This is a genomic window from Aquimarina celericrescens (assembly GCF_042682765.1).
GTDB lineage: Bacteria > Bacteroidota > Bacteroidia > Flavobacteriales > Flavobacteriaceae > Aquimarina > Aquimarina celericrescens.
Window position 1 is genome coordinate 160,045 of sequence record NZ_JBHUHY010000004.1, and the last position, 17,441, is coordinate 177,485.

16 protein-coding genes are annotated in these 17,441 nt (G+C 34.9%); 11 read left to right on the plus strand and 5 right to left on the minus strand.

The features are described from left to right. Positions 1 to 10: 10 nt before the first annotated feature. The gene (locus ACFSJT_RS07785; RefSeq protein ID WP_378319678.1) at positions 11 to 796 is read right to left on the minus strand and encodes a hypothetical protein; all 786 of its coding nucleotides are present in this window, start codon (positions 794 to 796) and stop codon (positions 11 to 13) included. 136 nt (positions 797 to 932) lie between these two features. Between ACFSJT_RS07785 and miaB the strand changes: the two genes are divergently transcribed. From miaB to groL, 7 genes are all read left to right on the plus strand, one after another. Next, on the plus strand, positions 933 to 2,378 hold the full coding sequence (miaB, locus tag ACFSJT_RS07790; RefSeq protein WP_378319679.1) for a tRNA (N6-isopentenyl adenosine(37)-C2)-methylthiotransferase MiaB: 1,446 nt from the start codon (positions 933 to 935) through the stop codon (positions 2,376 to 2,378). Between the two features lie 26 nt (positions 2,379 to 2,404). Next, entirely contained in the window at positions 2,405 to 3,661 is a 1,257-nt protein-coding gene (locus ACFSJT_RS07795) for a sigma-54 interaction domain-containing protein (RefSeq protein WP_378319680.1), read from the plus strand. A 57-nt stretch (positions 3,662 to 3,718) separates the two neighbouring features. Continuing rightward, the gene (gene lptE, locus ACFSJT_RS07800) at positions 3,719 to 4,225 is read left to right on the plus strand and encodes an LPS assembly lipoprotein LptE (protein WP_378319681.1); all 507 of its coding nucleotides are present in this window, start codon (positions 3,719 to 3,721) and stop codon (positions 4,223 to 4,225) included. A gap of 22 nt (positions 4,226 to 4,247) precedes the next feature. Further along, positions 4,248 to 5,204 carry a hypothetical protein gene (locus tag ACFSJT_RS07805; RefSeq protein WP_378319682.1) on the plus strand — a complete coding sequence of 319 codons (957 nt, stop codon included), beginning with the start codon at positions 4,248 to 4,250 and terminating at the stop codon, positions 5,202 to 5,204. A gap of 4 nt (positions 5,205 to 5,208) precedes the next feature. After that, positions 5,209 to 5,535: a preprotein translocase subunit SecG gene (gene secG / locus ACFSJT_RS07810; RefSeq protein ID WP_378319683.1), complete on the plus strand. Its 327-nt coding sequence runs from the start codon at positions 5,209 to 5,211 to the stop codon at positions 5,533 to 5,535. Between the two features lie 149 nt (positions 5,536 to 5,684). After that, a complete protein-coding gene (locus ACFSJT_RS07815) occupies positions 5,685 to 5,960 on the plus strand; it encodes a co-chaperone GroES (protein ID WP_378319685.1) in 276 nt (91 codons plus the stop codon). Between the two features lie 82 nt (positions 5,961 to 6,042). Then, entirely contained in the window at positions 6,043 to 7,683 is a 1,641-nt protein-coding gene (groL, locus tag ACFSJT_RS07820; RefSeq protein WP_378319686.1) for a chaperonin GroEL, read from the plus strand. Positions 7,684 to 7,825: 142 nt separating this feature from the next. Here the strand turns inward: groL and ACFSJT_RS07825 are convergent, their stop codons facing one another. Continuing rightward, positions 7,826 to 8,104: a hypothetical protein gene (locus ACFSJT_RS07825; RefSeq protein ID WP_378319687.1), complete on the minus strand. Its 279-nt coding sequence runs from the start codon at positions 8,102 to 8,104 to the stop codon at positions 7,826 to 7,828. Between the two features lie 274 nt (positions 8,105 to 8,378). Here ACFSJT_RS07825 and ACFSJT_RS07830 point away from each other — a divergent pair, with 274 nt between their 5' ends. Continuing rightward, positions 8,379 to 9,410: a helix-turn-helix domain-containing protein gene (locus ACFSJT_RS07830; protein ID WP_378319688.1), complete on the plus strand. Its 1,032-nt coding sequence runs from the start codon at positions 8,379 to 8,381 to the stop codon at positions 9,408 to 9,410. Positions 9,411 to 9,448: 38 nt separating this feature from the next. On the opposite strand, the gene ACFSJT_RS07835 is transcribed toward ACFSJT_RS07830, so the two are convergent. After that, on the minus strand, positions 9,449 to 10,933 hold the full coding sequence (locus ACFSJT_RS07835) for a helix-turn-helix domain-containing protein (protein ID WP_378319689.1): 1,485 nt from the start codon (positions 10,931 to 10,933) through the stop codon (positions 9,449 to 9,451). 157 nt (positions 10,934 to 11,090) lie between these two features. Between ACFSJT_RS07835 and ACFSJT_RS07840 the strand changes: the two genes are divergently transcribed. The 3 genes from ACFSJT_RS07840 to ACFSJT_RS07850 all read left to right on the plus strand — a co-directional run bounded on the left by ACFSJT_RS07840 (position 11,091) and on the right by ACFSJT_RS07850 (position 15,928). After that, positions 11,091 to 12,701 (plus strand): isocitrate lyase, encoded by a 1,611-nt coding sequence (locus tag ACFSJT_RS07840; RefSeq protein WP_378319691.1) that lies wholly within the window; start codon positions 11,091 to 11,093, stop codon positions 12,699 to 12,701. Between the two features lie 73 nt (positions 12,702 to 12,774). Next, positions 12,775 to 14,373, plus strand: coding sequence for a malate synthase A (gene aceB / locus ACFSJT_RS07845; RefSeq protein ID WP_378319692.1), 1,599 nt, complete (start codon positions 12,775 to 12,777; stop codon positions 14,371 to 14,373). A 202-nt stretch (positions 14,374 to 14,575) separates the two neighbouring features. Further along, complete coding sequence (locus ACFSJT_RS07850) at positions 14,576 to 15,928, plus strand: hypothetical protein (protein ID WP_378319693.1); 1,353 nt, start codon at positions 14,576 to 14,578, stop codon at positions 15,926 to 15,928. Between the two features lie 2 nt (positions 15,929 to 15,930). On the opposite strand, the gene ACFSJT_RS07855 is transcribed toward ACFSJT_RS07850, so the two are convergent. Further along, entirely contained in the window at positions 15,931 to 16,680 is a 750-nt protein-coding gene (locus ACFSJT_RS07855) for a M15 family metallopeptidase (protein ID WP_378319694.1), read from the minus strand. A gap of 116 nt (positions 16,681 to 16,796) precedes the next feature. After that, entirely contained in the window at positions 16,797 to 17,330 is a 534-nt protein-coding gene (locus tag ACFSJT_RS07860) for a DUF3347 domain-containing protein (RefSeq protein WP_378319695.1), read from the minus strand. Positions 17,331 to 17,441 lie beyond the last annotated feature (111 nt).

Sequence of the window (17,441 nt, forward strand, 5' to 3'; positions counted from 1 at the left end):
TTTTTGATTTTTATTTTACAAATAGTGTAGGGTCTTTTTCGGTTCCATCATCTTCAAAACCAATGGTGTCCTTATACATATGATACACAGGCATGTGTACAAAAGAAGCTGTAAGAAATATCCCTACAAAACACAACAAGGTCCCAACTAATTGAGATAAAATTGAGGAAATAAGTATTAGCCCGAAAGCAACTAGCCAAATTTTATTACCTAATTTAAAGCTAGCCTTGATCAGATCTGAAGTATTAACGTCGGGGTTAAATGCAAACATCACTCCTAATAACTGAAGCGGAACCATTACATAAAAAATTGGAAGATAACATAATAATGCGGCTAATAAAGCGATTCCAAAAGAAGCAATTGCAATAGTAAATACTTTTCCTATATATTTACCTTTTAAGAACATAAAATACGAAGAGGTTCCTGGAAGACCGTGATCAACTTGTTTACAAACCCTGTAAAAATGAGCCGTAATTGCAAACTGAAGAGCTGCAGCAATCATAGTGATTACGATGACCAAAATAATAAATAAGATCATTAAACCTATTGATAGCTCTTCTTTGGGAAAATCATCATGTCCATTATAGTTTTGTTCAAATCCATCAATACCTATGATAGCAAAAAGAGGAATATACATAGCAAAAAACAATGGGAGCATTACCAGTAGGGATATTAATAAATGGACGAATCCCTGGACCCATACTTTTTTAAAAAGTTCAAAACTTTTACTAAACACATCTCCAAAATCCAAGGAAGTGCTGTTTTCTATTCTTTCAAAGAGTTTACCTGATGTCATACATACTATTTTATAGGTTGTAAAAGATCAAATATAGATTTTTTAAAAAATAAAACCCTGACACTTTGTCACAAATCGTATTAAAAAGTATCTTTGCACATTAATTGACCTCCAATGGTTAATGAATTATTTTTTTATGGAGAAGATTATTGATGAAAATATACAAGGACAACCACTAGTTCTTGATCAGAAGCGAGGGAACAATCGTAAGCTTTTTATAGAAAGTTATGGTTGTCAGATGAATTTTAGCGATAGTGAAATTGTAGCTTCAATTTTGGCCAAAGAAGGTTTTAATACCACCCAAAACCTTGAAGATGCCGACCTGGTATTGGTCAATACGTGTTCTATTCGTGAAAAAGCCGAGCAAACCGTTAGAAAACGTCTAGAGAAATATAACGCTGTAAAAAAAATCAATCCAGGAATGAAAGTGGGTGTTCTGGGTTGTATGGCAGAACGTTTAAAAAGTAAATTCCTGGAAGAAGAAAAAATAGTAGACTTGGTTGTTGGCCCCGATGCGTATAAAGATCTTCCTAATCTAATTGAAGAAGTGGATGCCGGACGTAATGCAGTTAATGTAATTCTTTCTAAAGAAGAAACGTATGGCGACATTTCACCTGTACGTTTACAAAGTAATGGCGTTTCTGCTTTTGTATCGATTACCAGAGGTTGCGACAATATGTGCACCTTTTGCGTAGTCCCTTTTACCAGAGGAAGAGAACGAAGTCGTGACCCACAAAGTATTCTGCAAGAAATTGATGAATTAGCAGCTCAGAATTTCAAAGAAGTCACACTATTAGGACAAAACGTAGATAGTTATTTATGGTATGGCGGTGGGCTGAAGAAAGATTTCAATAAAGCTTCTGACTTCCAGAAGGCAACCTCGGTAAATTTTGCTAAACTACTGGATATGGTTGCTGAAAAACACCCGAAACTTAGATTGCGTTTTACTACATCAAACCCACAAGACATGACCTTGGATGTGATTGAAGTTATGGCGAAGTACAAAAACATATGTAAATATATTCACCTGCCCATACAAAGTGGAAGTGATCGTATTCTAAAAGAGATGAACCGATTGCATACGCGCCAGGAATACTTTGATTTGATAGATAATATTAAAAAAATGATTCCAGAGTGTGCGATATCGCAAGACATTATTACAGGATTCCCTACAGAAACTGAAGAAGACCACCAGGATACTTTATCTCTAATGGAATACGTAAAATACGATTATGGATTTATGTTTGCCTATTCTGAAAGACCAGGAACGCTTGCAGAACGCAAAATGGAAGATGATGTTCCAGAGGAAGTTAAGAAAAGACGCCTTGCAGAGATTATTGGGCTACAACGTAAGCATAGCGAGTATCGACATCGTGCTTTTATTGGACAAACATTAGAGGTTCTGATCGAAAAAGAATCAAAAAAATCTGATGCCCATTGGAGCGGAAGAACCACTCAAAATACTGTAGCAGTTTTTCCGAAAGGGGCTTATAAAATAGGAGATTTTGTCATGGTTCGTATTGATGATTGTACGAGTGCCACCTTGCTAGGAGAAGCTGTGGGATATTCAGAAAATAATTGAAATCAAACTAATTATAGTTTTTACACATGGAATCAGTTCAGGCCATAAAACAACGATTTGGAATTATAGGAAACGATCCAAAACTTAATCGTGCGGTAGAAAAAGCCATTCAGGTTGCTCCCACAGATATTTCGGTACTGGTAACTGGAGAAAGTGGAGTGGGAAAAGAAAGTATCCCTAAAATTATTCACTCATTATCTCATCGTAAGCACGGAAAATATATTGCTGTAAACTGTGGTGCAATACCAGAAGGAACAATTGATAGTGAGCTTTTTGGTCACGAAAAAGGAGCATTCACCGGAGCTACACAAACTCGTAGTGGATATTTTGAAGTTGCAAGTGGTGGCACCATATTTCTTGACGAAGTAGGAGAACTTCCCCTAACTACGCAAGTACGTTTATTAAGAGTTCTTGAAAATGGCGAATTTATAAAAGTTGGGTCTTCAAAAGTGCAAAAAACAGATGTTCGTATTGTAGCAGCAACAAACGTAAATATGTTTGAAGCTATTAAAAAAGAAAGGTTCAGAGAAGATCTGTATTATCGTTTAAGTACAGTAGAAATCCTTCTGCCTCCACTTAGAGAACGCAAAGGAGATATTCATCTGTTATTTAGAAAATTTGCTTCAGATTTTGCTACAAAATATAAAATGCCAACCATTCGTTTAACAGATGATGCAGTTAGCTTGCTGGAAAAATATCACTGGAGCGGTAATATTAGACAATTACGCAACATTGCAGAACAAATTTCGGTCCTTGAACAAGAGAGAACTATATCAGCTACTAGCTTGCATGGCTATTTACCTAATATAGGAAGTAATCTACCCGCTGTAATTTCTTCAAGTAAAAAAGAAAGCGATTTTAGTAACGAAAGAGAGATTTTATACAAAGTACTTTTCGATATGAAAAGTGATCTTAATGACCTCAAAAAGTTAACTATGGAGTTAATGCAAAGTGGTAATATGCAGCAAGTACAAAAGGATAATGAAGGATTGATCAGGAAGATCTATAGGGAAGATGAACAAGAAGAAGTTCGCTTTGAAGAACCTGCAGCACCTGCCGAGGTCTTACAAATACCTTCTCCTTCTACTCCGTCAAAAGAAGAGGATAAATATCATTTTGCCGAAGAAATCGAAGAAGAAGAGACATTATCTTTGCATGATAAAGAACTCGAATTGATCAAAAAATCATTAGAGCGTCATCGAGGAAAACGTAAAGCAGCTGCAGAAGAATTGGGAATAAGCGAACGTACCCTTTACAGAAAAATCAAACAATATGACCTGTAATAGGTTTGAGGTTTGAGGTTTGAGAAAAATGGAATTATCGAAATTTATAAAAAATTGATGAGTAGTATAAAACATATTGTAGTTAGTATTTTTACACTTGTACTAATTCAAGGATGCGGCGTGTATTCTTTTAGTGGGACCAACATTTCTCCAGACGTTAAGACATTTCAGGTAAATTTTTTCCAAAATCAAGCTCCAAGAATTTTTCCCGGCATAGATCAAAGATTTACGAATCAACTGCAAGATTTGATCTTGAATCAAACTAATCTAAACTTAACCACCTCTGGTGGAGATATTGTTTATGAAGGAGAAATTGTGCAAGATTATGTAGCTCCCAATACTGCTACATCAGACATCACAGCTGCCCAAAACCGTTTAACTGTTGCAGTGAATATGAGATTTTATGATGCCAAGGATCCATCTCTAGACTTAGAACAACGTTTCTCTTTTTTCTTTGATTATCCGGCCTCTGCATCAGAAAATAATATAAGAGATGAGGCATTACAAGTTATTTTTGAACGAATTACACAAGATATGTTTAACGCAACGCTAGCACGTTGGTAGCATAAACCATTTATATTTAAAATTGAATACCAAAGAACTCACATATCTGCTTCAACACCCTACCACGCTTACTAGAGAGCAAGTAAACTCCTTGGAAAAAATTTCTCTTGAGTTTCCTTATTTTCAATCTGTAAGGCCTTTACTATTAAAAGCTCTCAAGGATCAGAAAAGTTTTAGATATAATCAAGAGCTAAAAACTACAGCTGCTTACACAACAGACAGGAGTGTCTTATTTGATTTTATAACCTCAGATTTATTCAGAGACAATACTGACACAAAAGACATCAAAGTAAAAAGCAAATCAGATATCAGTGTTATTGATCCACAAGAAATAAAGGCATTACCCAGAATACCTATGGATGATGCTGTCAGAATGAAGATGGAAGAGGCGGAAGATGTGCTCGATCCTGCACTATTTGCTACAAGAAGAGAAGAAAGCACTCGAAAACAGGTTATAATTGCAGAAGAATCTATTGCGCCAAATCAAGAAAAAGATCAACAAGAGCCTCAAAATCAAAATAAAACTCCAGAGGAAACCTTACAAATAGATCAGCCCCTGGATTTTGACAAGAAAGAAACACATTCTTTCGCAGAGTGGTTAAAACTAACTTCGGTAACACCCCTTGATGAAGAAAATATTAAGGAAATCAATATTTCCTCTCAAGACACAGAAGAAAAAGATACACAAAAACCCCTTCATCAGAAGGATAAATTTGAACTTATAGACGAATTTATCGCTAATAATCCCAAGATTCAACCGGTATCAAAAAACGCTCCCAAACGTAATCTTGCTAAGGAAAATATGGCCCCCAACGATGAGCTAATGACAGAAACCTTGGCTAGAGTATATCTCGCACAAAAAAACTACAAAAAAGCAATTCAAGCTTATAACATATTAATTTTGAAAAATCCCGAAAAAAGTGGTTTCTTTGCAGACCAAATTCGAGCAATAAAGAAATTACAAGAAAATAAATTATAATATAATGACAACGTTTTCAATCTTTTTAATATTAATCGTTATCGTATCATTTCTACTCGTGGTAGTTATTATGGTACAGAATCCTAAAGGAGGTGGTTTATCTTCTTCTTTTGGAGGTGGCGGAACACAACAACTTGGTGGTGTAAAAAAGACGACAGACTTTTTAGATAAAAGCACCTGGACTCTAGCTACATTATTATTAGTACTGATCTTATTATCTAATATTGATTTAATGAATGAAGGTCCCGCTCAGGATTCTAAGGTAAATACTGAAGATGTTCAACTAGAAGCTCCTGCGACTCCGGCTACAGAAGATGACACTCAAGAATAATATCTTGTAAAAAATAACTACAAAAATGTCGACTTGTCATACAGTCGACATTTTTTGTTTCAATTTGTCAGGATCATGCTACTGGCACAATTTCTGAAATATACAGCATCAAATATTTCATTTTAATTTTATAATAAAAACTAATCATAATGGGATTAAACATTAAACCTCTTTCAGACCGTGTGGTTGTAGAACCACTTCCTGCTGAAACACAAACAGCATCTGGATTATACATCCCTGACTCTGCTCAGGAAAAACAACAAAAAGGTAAAGTAGCTGCGGTTGGTAGCGGTAAAAAGGATCATGAAATGACCGTAAAGGTTGGTGACACTGTTCTCTACGGAAAATATTCTGGAACCGAACTAAAATTAGATGGAAAAGATTATTTAATCATGCGTGAGGACGATATCCTTGCAATTGTTTAAGCAAAATCAATTCAAAAACACAAATCACAAATCCCGCAAAACTTTTCTGTTTGGGATTTAAATTTTCAAAATCATAAATATTATGGCAAAAGATATAAAATTTGACATAGAAGCACGTGACGGTATTAAACGTGGTGTAGATGCATTAGCCAATGCAGTAAAAGTAACTCTTGGACCTAAAGGACGAAATGTAATTATTAGCAAATCCTTTGGCGCTCCGCAGGTAACCAAAGATGGTGTTACTGTTGCTAAAGAAGTAGAATTAGAAGACGCTCTTGAAAATATGGGTGCGCAAATGGTTAAAGAAGTAGCTTCAAAAACTAATGATCTTGCAGGTGATGGAACGACTACTGCAACTGTACTAGCACAAGCTATTGTAAAAGAAGGCCTTAAGAATGTTGCCGCAGGTGCTAACCCAATGGACCTTAAAAAAGGTATCGATAAAGCAGTAGAGGCAATTACAAAAGATTTAGAAAAACAAACTGAAGAAGTAGGTGATTCTTCTGATAAAATCAAGCAAGTAGCAGCCATTTCTGCTAACAACGACGAAACTATTGGGGATCTTATTGCACAAGCTTTCGGAAAGGTAGGAAAAGAAGGAGTGATTACTGTAGAAGAAGCAAAAGGAACAGATACTACTGTTGATATCGTAGAAGGTATGCAATTTGACAGAGGATATCTTTCTCCCTATTTTGTTACAAATAGTGAAAAAATGACGGCAGATCTTGAAAATCCATATATTTTATTATATGACAAGAAGATCTCTGCAATGAAAGATTTATTGCCAATTTTAGAACCAGTTGCACAGACAGGAAAACCTCTTTTAATTATTGCAGAGGATGTTGATGGAGAAGCTTTGGCTACATTAGTGGTAAACAAGTTACGTGGTGCCTTAAAAATTGCTGCTGTTAAAGCTCCGGGATTTGGAGATAGACGTAAAGCAATGTTAGAAGACCTTGCCATTCTTACAGGAGGTACGGTAATCTCTGAGGAAAGAGGTTTCACTCTTGAAAAAGCTACTATTGAAGATTTAGGTACTGCAGAAAAAGTAGCGATCGATAAAGATAATACGACAGTAGTAAACGGTGCTGGCGATGAAAAATTAATCAAAGCTAGGGTTAATGAGATCAAAGTACAGATCGAAACTACTACTTCTGACTATGACAAAGAAAAATTACAGGAACGTCTAGCTAAGCTTGCAGGGGGTGTAGCTGTGTTATATGTTGGTGCTGCTTCGGAAGTAGAAATGAAAGAAAAGAAAGACCGTGTGGATGACGCACTTCACGCAACTCGTGCAGCTGTAGAAGAAGGTATCGTTGCTGGTGGTGGTGTTGCCTTAGTAAGAGCAAAAGCAGTATTAGATAAAATTAAAACAGAAAATGCAGACGAGGCTACTGGCGTACAGATTGTAAATCGTGCTATTGAAGCTCCGCTAAGAACTATCGTGGAAAATGCTGGTGGAGAAGGATCTGTAGTAATTGCCAAAGTTCTTGAAGGTAAAGACAATTTTGGTTACGATGCAAAATCTGAAGAGTACGTAGATATGCTTAAAGCTGGGATCATCGATCCTAAAAAAGTGACACGCATCGCTCTTGAAAATGCTGCTTCAGTATCAGGTATGATCTTGACTACAGAATGTGCATTAACTGACATCAAGGAAGAAGCTCCTGCTGGCGGTGGCGGAATGCCACCAATGGGCGGAGGTATGCCAGGAATGATGTAGTTAGATCGTGCAAACGACAGCGAAGTAATTTAGCTTATTTTTAAAAAACTTTTGACAAGCTGAATATGATATAGAAAAAACCCGTTTTGAAAATTTCAAAACGGGTTTTTATATATAGAACTCTTTTCGAGTGGTGGCCTATTTACTTTAATCCTTCTACATCAACACCCATATCATACGTAGCATCAACGTCATAATTTTCGGTAATCTCAACAGGAAATACTATTTTATTTCTTGAACTTGTGTTAATTGGAAAATCTTCTTTATCGATTATCGAAAAACCTACCTTATCATCAATGTCGCCAGAATTCACAAAACTTGTCTTAGCGTCCAAATCATTATCGATTAACTCATAAACGGTCATAGAACTTAAGGCAAATATTGTAAAGCCTGATAAAAATATTAGTAGAAAAAATTTCATGTCTTAAAAATTAACAAAAGTAAATTTCGTTATAATTACACTTATTTCTATTACATAACTTTCATTAAAGTTTACATAATCTTCTTATTCAATACCTTTTATTGCGAATTTTTAAGTTTCAAATTACATAAGCTCTAGATAAACGTAAAAAAAGTACAGAACTTACAATTATCGATAGGGTTATAATTTTTGGTAATTGAAGACATAATTTAAACTTTGACTTCGTAAATTTTTCAAAATATAAACGAACTATTTCCGACCAAAAACAACAATGATGCTTATCGAAGTAAAATCTCTTCCTATCAAGGAGGTTATAAATAATATTGCCGAAGCTTTTGAAACGACTTATGAACAGAGTTGCGGGGAGTATTTTCTAAACCTTCCCGAACATATTGGGAAAGGAAATATTCGAGGAATTAATTTTGAAGGAGGAATGGGTATTGTACAATATGACTGCATTTTTGAAGAAGAAGTTGAGTTTCATTTCACCATTAACAAAGTTCATCCACTTAAATTTTTATACTGTTTAGAAGGTTCTCTCGAGCATCGATTTGAAGGTTATGATGATCAACATGAAATTGTACAATATCAAGAGGCCATAGTGGCAAGTGACTTATTTAATGGACATATACTTTGTTTCAAACCCAAGACACATACCATTATTAATAGTTTAGAAATTACAAGAAACGAATTTCAAAAGAAAATTCAATGTGAACTTGTGACCATGGATGATAAACTACAAAAGCTTTTTAACGATATTGAAGCCAAAGAATTATTTTATCATGATGGTTTCTATAGTCTTAAATTAGCTGATCTTTTTAGAGAAATGCAGACTTTTCAAGGAGGGGATTTTTTAAAGAAACTCTTTTTAGAAGGAAAAGCTTATCAGATGCTCACAGAACAAATTCTTCAATATGAAGATGATTTAAATGATATATCCGGAAGAAACATTTTAAGAAGAACTGAAATTAAACAAATAGAACTAGCATCGGAATTAATCAGAAAAAGAATCTCCAAACTAGATAATATAGCTGAAATTGCTTCTGAAGTAGGCCTGAATGCAAATAAGCTACAAGAAGGTTTTCAGAGTTTATATGGTACTTCTGTAAAACAATACATAAAGCAAACACGACTCAATCTTATAAAAGATCTGGTTTTAAACACAGAGTATTCAATGTCTGAAATAGTAGATTTAGCAGGGATTTCCAGCAAAAGTTATCTGGCCAAAATTTTTAGGGAAGAATATGGCACTGCTCCTTCAGATTATCGAAAACACTTTATAGATTCTCTAACAAAGAAACAGTAATATCGCCTTTATGAGAATTAGAAATTATAATACAGGGACTATTTCGAATATTGTTTAACTATATCTTCAACCAAACTAGCTGTTCTCTTATATTTTTCTTTAGCGAGTAATCGTTTTGGTGGAGCCATCCTTACTTCACAATCAGTCAGCGAACAAGACTCGCAAGTTACTCCAACTTTTACTTTAGGAATTTTGGAGTCATTTACGAAGCCAATCTTTTTTTCCAGAGCTGGTGAGATTAAAAAGCCGATTCCTATACTACGATAATAATCTTTTCTGAAAGGATCTTTTGTTGCCGAAGTAAACACCAAGTATTGCTGATCGGTATCTGCATAATCTGATATTTGTATATTAAAAGCATAATCCAAATCTTCATTTGCCGTGCGTTGCAACGTTTTTATAGCCATCCAACGTCTGCAATAATGCTCATTAATCTCGTTAGCATGGGGTTGCTGCTGATGTGTGATATGTAATTCTTTAACCAGATTAAACTTCTCTACTCCTAGTTGATGAGTAAATCGTAGGAAAAACACATTTTGCATCCCAAAATCTTTGGGCAACACGTTGGTAAGGCGCTGGTAAAAAGATTCTGGAGACGCATTATACATATTCATAATCTTATGAAAAGCCTTTTCAGAGAATCGTTTCATTGCAAAAAGCTCTTTAAGATGGTTTCTTAGATGATTTCTAGGAATTATGAGAGCCCCGGCAAAGTACGATGCATAAAAATTATGTAGTACTTCTTCAAAATTATCATATCGTATCCAGGAAAAAGTATAAGGTCTCTCAGTAATTTCGAGATATTGATATCCCAGTTCCTTAGCATAAATAAAGGTTTTTTGGGCCTCATCAACTCTATCCGACAACAATAATGTCTTTGTCGCGGGAATAAATACACATCGTAAATTGTCCAACTCTTCTTCTTCAGGAATACCCGCTTCATTAATCGTATATCCATATTCTTCCTTTAGAATTTCTTCTAGTTCATTTGAGGTGATCTTACCCTCTAGATCCAATTGATACGAGTTTGCACATTTGATGACTTTGTCTTCAAGATTTTTGAAGAAATTATTATGCGCCTCTTGATATGATCGTAACGAAGCCAGATAAAATCCTTCACGACTCATATTATAGTGCTGAGCAATCTCGATAATCGTGCTAATAAATGCATTTACCTTAGAGGGAGCATTCGCAATAATATCGATGAGATCACTTTGTTGTATTCCAAACAATTCTAAAGGAATTTCATCAAGTATTCCAGACTGCAAAATCTCACCAATAGGAGCTAAGTTTTTATCTAGTTTTAGAGATACCAATTGATCATACGGCACCTCTAAAGTCTCTGCTAACTTAATAATTTTATCGGTTTTAGGATACTTTTTCCCTTTTTCTATTTCGTTCAAATACGATTTTGACAGTCCACTTAACTTAGATAATCCAAATAAAGACAAGTCTTTCTCTGTGCGTATCTGCTTGATTTTCAGTCCGAAAATTAATCTAATATATTCTTCTGCTATTGCCATAAGATCAAAAATAGTAATTTCTGCGTAAATAACGAAAAAAGAAAAAATTCACATTTAGCGAACGTTCGCTTGTATTATAAAAAACTTTTTTTTAATATTGTTCACTCAAACGATTTAGTTACGTTAACCCTTAAAATAAATTTTAAAGAACAAAATTATGGCTACTTACAATTCGGTACTTGACACTGTACGCAATCTAAAAGCTAAACACGGAGATAATTGGGCAACTATAACTCCAGAAAATGCAGCACGTATTGCTGTACAAAACAGATTTAAAACAGGGCTAGATATTGCCAGATATACAGCATCTATCATGCGTAAAGACATGGCCGAGTATGATGCCAATAGTGCAAACTACACACAATCATTAGGGTGCTGGCATGGTTTTGTGGCCCAACAAAAAATGATCGCTGTAAAAAAGCATAAGGGCACCACTAATAAAACATATCTATATCTTTCGGGATGGATGGTCGCAGCATTACGGTCTGAGTTTGGGCCTTTACCAGATCAGTCGATGCACGAAAAAACTTCAGTTCCTAAATTAATCGAAGAAATATACACATTCTTGCGCCAAGCCGACGCTGTAGAACTAAATGATCTTTTTCGTCGTCTGGATGCCGGAGAAGATGTTCAAGATGAGATCGACAATTTTGAGACACATGTTGTACCTATTATTGCAGATATTGATGCAGGATTTGGTAATGAAGAAGCAACGTATCTTTTAGCTAAAAAAATGATTGAAGCTGGTGCATGCGCGCTTCAAATCGAAAATCAGGTTTCAGACGCAAAGCAATGTGGTCACCAAGACGGTAAGGTAACTGTTCCGCATGAAGATTTTGTCGCTAAGTTAAATGCACTCCGATACGCATTCTTAGAGTTAGGAGTAGACGAAGGTGTAATTGTTGCCAGAACCGATTCTGAAGGAGCAGGTTTAACACAGAAACTTCCGGTTTCTACAGTAACAGGAGATTTGGCTTCACAGTATATGGATTTTATCGATGCTGAAGAAGTTACTTTAGAAGATATTAATGAAAATGATGTACTATTCAAACGAAATGGCAAACTAGTTCGACCGGTAAGATTACCTAATGGTTTGTACAAATTTAAAAAAGGATCTAATATCGATCGTGTTGTATTGGATTGTATTACGAGTTTGGAGAACGGTGCTGACTTATTATGGATTGAAACTCCTACTCCAAATGTGAAGCAAATCGCACATATGATAAATCGAGTACGAGAAAAAGTACCAAACGCCAAATTAGTGTATAACAATTCGCCATCATTCAACTGGACCATCAATTTCCGTCAACAGGCATATGATCTTATGGTGGAATTAGGTAAAGACACCTCTGCTTATAACCGCGCTGAGCTAATGGATGCAAAATATGATGGTACTGAATTAGCAAACCGAGCAGACGAAATGATTCGAACATTTCAGGAAGAATCATCTCGCGAAGCTGGTATTTTTCACCACCTAATTACATTACCAACATATCATACTACAGCATTACATATGAATGACCTGGTAGAAGGCTATTTTGGAGATATGGGAATGTTAGCTTATGTGGATTCTGTACAACGTCAAGAAATAAGAAAAGGCGTAGCTTGTGTAAAACATCAACGAATGGCAGGTTCAGATTTAGGGGATGATCATAAAACATTCTTTGCTGGCGATAAAGCCTTAAAGGCTGGTGGAGCTAAAAATACCAGTAATCAATTTGATACAGCCAACAGCGAGAAAAGTCTGGAACTAGTTCTTGACAAATAGATCTTTTATAACATTGTTTAACTAAGACAATATAGTGATGGAAGCCCATAATGGGCATTTAAAAACAAAAACTATGGAAACTCAGACAAACCTTAGTCAAAAAATTAGCTTCTCTAAGGAGGTAAAGAACTATCATCCGGAAATTTTAACCGATGGTGCATTGACTTTCCTTGAAGCTCTGCAAGATCGTTTTAACGACAGACGATTAGTGCTTTTAAAAAATCGCAAGTGCCAGCAACAGCTGTTTGATCTGGGAACGTATCCTTCTTTTCCAGAAAACACCAAAGAAATTCGTAACAGTGAATGGTCGGCCGCTCCTATTCCTGCAGATTTACAAGATCGCAGAGTCGAGATTACCGGACCAGTTGATAGAAAAATGGTCATTAACGCCTTAAACTCTGGAGCAAAAACCTTTATGGCCGATTTCGAGGATAGCAATGCACCGCTTTGGGAAAACTGTTTACTAGGACAAAAAAACCTTAAGGATGCAGTTAACAAAACTATTTCGTTCTATGATCCAAAAAGAGATAAGACGTATTTGCTTAAAGAAAAAATTGCTACTCTAATCGTACGTCCAAGAGGGCTACATCTTAACGAAAAGCATCTTTTGATAAAGGAACAGGAAATGAGTGCTTCTCTATTTGATTTTGCCTTGTATTTATTTCATAACAATCAACAATTAAAAGAGAATGGAACGGGAGCATACTACTATCTTCCAAAATTAGAACACTTTACCGAAGCTATCTGGTGGAACGATATCATTGATTTCTCTGAAGAGTACCTTGGCCTAGAGCACGGAAGCGTTAAAGTAACTGTTTTGGTAGAAACCATTACGGCGAGTTTTCAGCTGGATGAAATTATCTATGCGTTAAAAGATCATATTGTAGGCCTTAATTGTGGACGATGGGATTACATCTTCAGTTATATCAAAAAACTGAGAAATCATACTGGATTTGTAGTTCCGGATCGTGCCCAGGTAACGATGACTAGCCCTTTTATGGATGCCTATAGCAAATTAGTGATCCAAAGATGCCATAAGAGAAATATTTTGGCGATCGGAGGCATGGCGGCTCAAATCCCAATCAAAAATGATGAAGAGCGTAATGCCGCAGCTTTTGCCAAAGTAAAAGCCGACAAAGAGCGTGAAGTAAAGAATGGACATGATGGTACCTGGGTTGCACATCCCGGACTAGTAAAACTAGCTATGCAGGTTTTTGATACGCATATGCCTGCTCCTAATCAAATGGATGTAAAACGCAATGACATTCAGATTACCGAAGAAGATTTACTTGCGATTCCGGAAGGAACCATAACGCAAAAAGGAATTCAGGAAAATATTAATGTTGGAATTCATTATATCGCAAATTGGTTAAGCGGAAATGGTGCCGTTGCACTATATAATTTGATGGAGGACGCTGCAACTGCCGAAATTAGTAGAACACAGTTATGGCAATGGTTACGTAATGAGGTAACTATTGAAGATGGACGAATGTTAGATCGAACGCTTTTTGATAAACTTTTTGAAAATGAACTAAAAATCATTAAAAAACAAGTAGGAATTCAACTTTTCCAAACCAAAAACTATCAAAATGCCATTTCAATTTTCAAAGAATTGGTCATCTCTGAAGAATTTGAAGAATTTCTTACCAACAGAGCATATCAATATCTGTAAAATGAAACATTGAGCTTTTGTAGGGACGACCTATTTTGCTGCTGTATTAAATACAGCAATAACTGGCAAATCATCTTCAGTAGTAATGAAGGATAGCACAGAAATTGAACAATTTTAATTTTTTCCGATTTTATAATTGTGCTCGAAAGCGGCATTCACTAAGGTGAATGTCGCTTTTTATGTAATTGTAAAACCATTTTGAATGCTATCAAATATTTCTTTAGATTTAGCCTTTCAGAAAAATCATTCTTATTTTATGGAAGTCACACAAGATATTTCCGAAAAAACAACTTGGAGCATTACTACTAAAATCACATTTCGATTCTTTTTCGTATACATGTTTCTTAATATTTTTCCTTTTCCACTATATTATATCGGAAGTATTATAGGAGAAGATGATTTATTCTCTTTTTATTCCGATTGGTTTGAACAATTATCCATTTGGATAGGAAAAAACATTCTTAGCATTAAATATGAAATGCCAACAGGCCCCAATGGCAGCGGAGACACTACCACTGATTATGTTTTTCAATTTGTTATTACTGTAGTTGCTCTTGTAGCGACAGTTATGTGGAGTATTTTAGACCGAAAAAGGCAATCCTATGATAAAATATTTCTTTATCTAAGAACATTTGTTCGCTATTATCTAGCTTTTACAATGTTTTCTTATGGGTTTTATAAGGTGATTCCTCTTCAATTTTCAGAATTAAGCAACTTCGATCTGATAAAAACAGTAGGTAATCAATCCCCTATGGGTTTGATGTGGAATTTTATGGAATTTAGTGATACTTATACTAGATTTTCAGGTTTTGTAGAGGTAATTGCAGGTATCTTCCTCCTCTATAGAAGAACCGTAGTTCTTGGAACGATTCTTACCGTTGCAGTTATGTTTAATATATTCATGATGAATATGAGCTATGATATTCCTGTAAAATTATATAGCGGCCTACTTACTATTATGGGGATTTTCTTGTTGATTCCCGATCTTAAAAGAATCTTAGACTTCTTTATTCTTAACAAAGTTGTAAATTCAAAAACAATTTTGCCTTATACTGATAAAGAAAAAACTAAAAAAGCAATAATAGGTTTAAAAATAATTACTGTTCTATTTTTATTTTATTACAATATTAATGATGCAATAGAAGGAGAAGAAAAATGGGGTAAAAAAGCTAAAAAGCCTGCATTGTATGGAATATACGAAGTAGAGAGTTTTGTGAAAAATGGAGACATTATGCCTCCACTAACTACAGACACTATTAGATGGAAACGTTTAATAGTTGGTAAAAGGTCATTGGGTATACAAACAATGGATGAAAAGATTAAATATTTCAACGAGGAAACCGACACTATAGTAAAAACGCTACAAATTACCAATAGAAAAGACAGTACAGACATACAAAGGTTTATCTACAAATTTAAGGATAGTCTATACACTTTTGAAAGTATTTACAAAAGTGACACCCTTAAAATTGAAGCCAAAAAGAAAGAAAGAGAGGAGTTTTTATTGATTAATAGAGGATTTCATTGGATTAATGAATTCCCTTTTAATAGATAATTTTACTTACACTCCCAGGTAAAATCAGAAATTTTATATTTTAAACTATTCTTGTAATTGTAGTGCCACCATTCTGTTCTTATGGTCCTGAAGCCATGTTTATTCATAGTTTCACGAAGTAGTTTGCGATTATTAAGTGTAGTTTCTGAAAGATCTTTATAAGCATGATGAGCTTCTTTTCCAAAGTGATCAAAATCGGTACCCATATCAACCTCAGATCCGTCTAATTTCACCAAAGTAATGTCTACCGCTGCTCCTTTGTTATGAATTGATCCTCCTTTGGGGTTTGCCACATATCCAGGGTTTGGAAAAATTTTCCACATCTTTTTCTGGACGCTGTGTGGACGATAGCAATCGAAAAACTTAATTTTGTATCCCTGCTTCATAAAATCTCGGTTCGCTTCTATGAGGGCATCTGCGACCTCATCTCTAACATAGCATTTTGCACAAGAATATACTTTTTCTTTCAGGAAATTATTTTTTGTTGCATACTTCATGTCCAACACAAAATCACTGGATATATTTTCAATATTAATGAAATCTTCATCATTACCATCGGTACTATCTCCAGATAACAATTCAATAGAATCTCTTTTATTAAACAAACTCTGTTCTACCTTATCCCCTCTTAACCGTAATGCTTTAGCTTTTTCTAAGAGAGCTGCTGTTTGACTCTCTGGAAGCTCTTCGGCAGTATTACAGGAAAAAAATATTGCTGAAAAAATCAACACAAGTAATTTTCTAATAACCATAGGCTTTTTGTTTTATCCCAATCCCAATTACAATGATGTCAAAGCTTTTCAAACTGATTCTCCCTCAAAAATCATATTTCTGATATGCTTGACAACTTCTAAATATAATCAATATTTTATTTAATCGTTTCTTTTACACTTCCACACTTTAGCATTTTTTTACCAAAATATGGATTTCTAATCTCTTCAGAATCAGACAACCAATATCCACCTGATCCATCAAAAGCCATCGGACAGTATTGTTTATAAATCTCTCCCGATGTAATTTGTGCCATACTAATCGCTTTACCAACTTCATCTGTAATGGTAACAAAAAAATCTCTCTGCTTTTTGATGTCTTTAGTCAAAGAAATTAGTTTCAAAGTAGCTTTTAGTTGCTTATTCTCTTCTGAATCCTTTAGTATATTCTCCATTTTTTCAGATAAACTTCTCACAACCTCTGCATCTGAATTAACTAGGCCAGCCTTCATATCAAGATATATATTATAAATTTCTTGGATACTTTTGTCAGAAAATTCGACTTCTGATCGTGAATCGGTATGATTTAGATCTACAGCTTCGCCAGTTAATGTTTCAGGTTTTTTATCTTTATGACAAGATATCGTTGCTATTACAATTGCCAAAACTAGTATCCTACAAAACGTTCTCATTATCTTAAAATCTTTCATCAAATAAATCTTGTTAAAAATTAAGTTTACTCATCTTTGATCAAAAAAACAAATTTACTTCATATATAAAACAATTACTACATATGTTTTCCT

Excerpts from the sequence above, each read along its gene's own strand:
- ACFSJT_RS07785 (WP_378319678.1), bottom strand. The coding sequence starts at position 796 with ATGACATCAGGTAAACTCTTTGAAAGAATAGAAAACAGCACTTCCTTG.
- miaB (WP_378319679.1), top strand. The coding sequence starts at position 933 with ATGGAGAAGATTATTGATGAAAATATACAAGGACAACCACTAGTTCTT.
- ACFSJT_RS07795 (WP_378319680.1), top strand. The coding sequence starts at position 2,405 with ATGGAATCAGTTCAGGCCATAAAACAACGATTTGGAATTATAGGAAAC.
- lptE (WP_378319681.1), top strand. The coding sequence starts at position 3,719 with ATGAGTAGTATAAAACATATTGTAGTTAGTATTTTTACACTTGTACTA.
- secG (WP_378319683.1), top strand. The coding sequence starts at position 5,209 with ATGACAACGTTTTCAATCTTTTTAATATTAATCGTTATCGTATCATTT.
- ACFSJT_RS07815 (WP_378319685.1), top strand. The coding sequence starts at position 5,685 with ATGGGATTAAACATTAAACCTCTTTCAGACCGTGTGGTTGTAGAACCA.
- groL (WP_378319686.1), top strand. The coding sequence starts at position 6,043 with ATGGCAAAAGATATAAAATTTGACATAGAAGCACGTGACGGTATTAAA.
- ACFSJT_RS07825 (WP_378319687.1), bottom strand. The coding sequence starts at position 8,104 with ATGAAATTTTTTCTACTAATATTTTTATCAGGCTTTACAATATTTGCC.
- ACFSJT_RS07830 (WP_378319688.1), top strand. The coding sequence starts at position 8,379 with ATGCTTATCGAAGTAAAATCTCTTCCTATCAAGGAGGTTATAAATAAT.
- ACFSJT_RS07835 (WP_378319689.1), bottom strand. The coding sequence starts at position 10,933 with ATGGCAATAGCAGAAGAATATATTAGATTAATTTTCGGACTGAAAATC.
- ACFSJT_RS07840 (WP_378319691.1), top strand. The coding sequence starts at position 11,091 with ATGGCTACTTACAATTCGGTACTTGACACTGTACGCAATCTAAAAGCT.
- aceB (WP_378319692.1), top strand. The coding sequence starts at position 12,775 with ATGGAAACTCAGACAAACCTTAGTCAAAAAATTAGCTTCTCTAAGGAG.
- ACFSJT_RS07850 (WP_378319693.1), top strand. The coding sequence starts at position 14,576 with ATGCTATCAAATATTTCTTTAGATTTAGCCTTTCAGAAAAATCATTCT.
- ACFSJT_RS07855 (WP_378319694.1), bottom strand. The coding sequence starts at position 16,680 with ATGGTTATTAGAAAATTACTTGTGTTGATTTTTTCAGCAATATTTTTT.
- ACFSJT_RS07860 (WP_378319695.1), bottom strand. The coding sequence starts at position 17,330 with ATGAGAACGTTTTGTAGGATACTAGTTTTGGCAATTGTAATAGCAACG.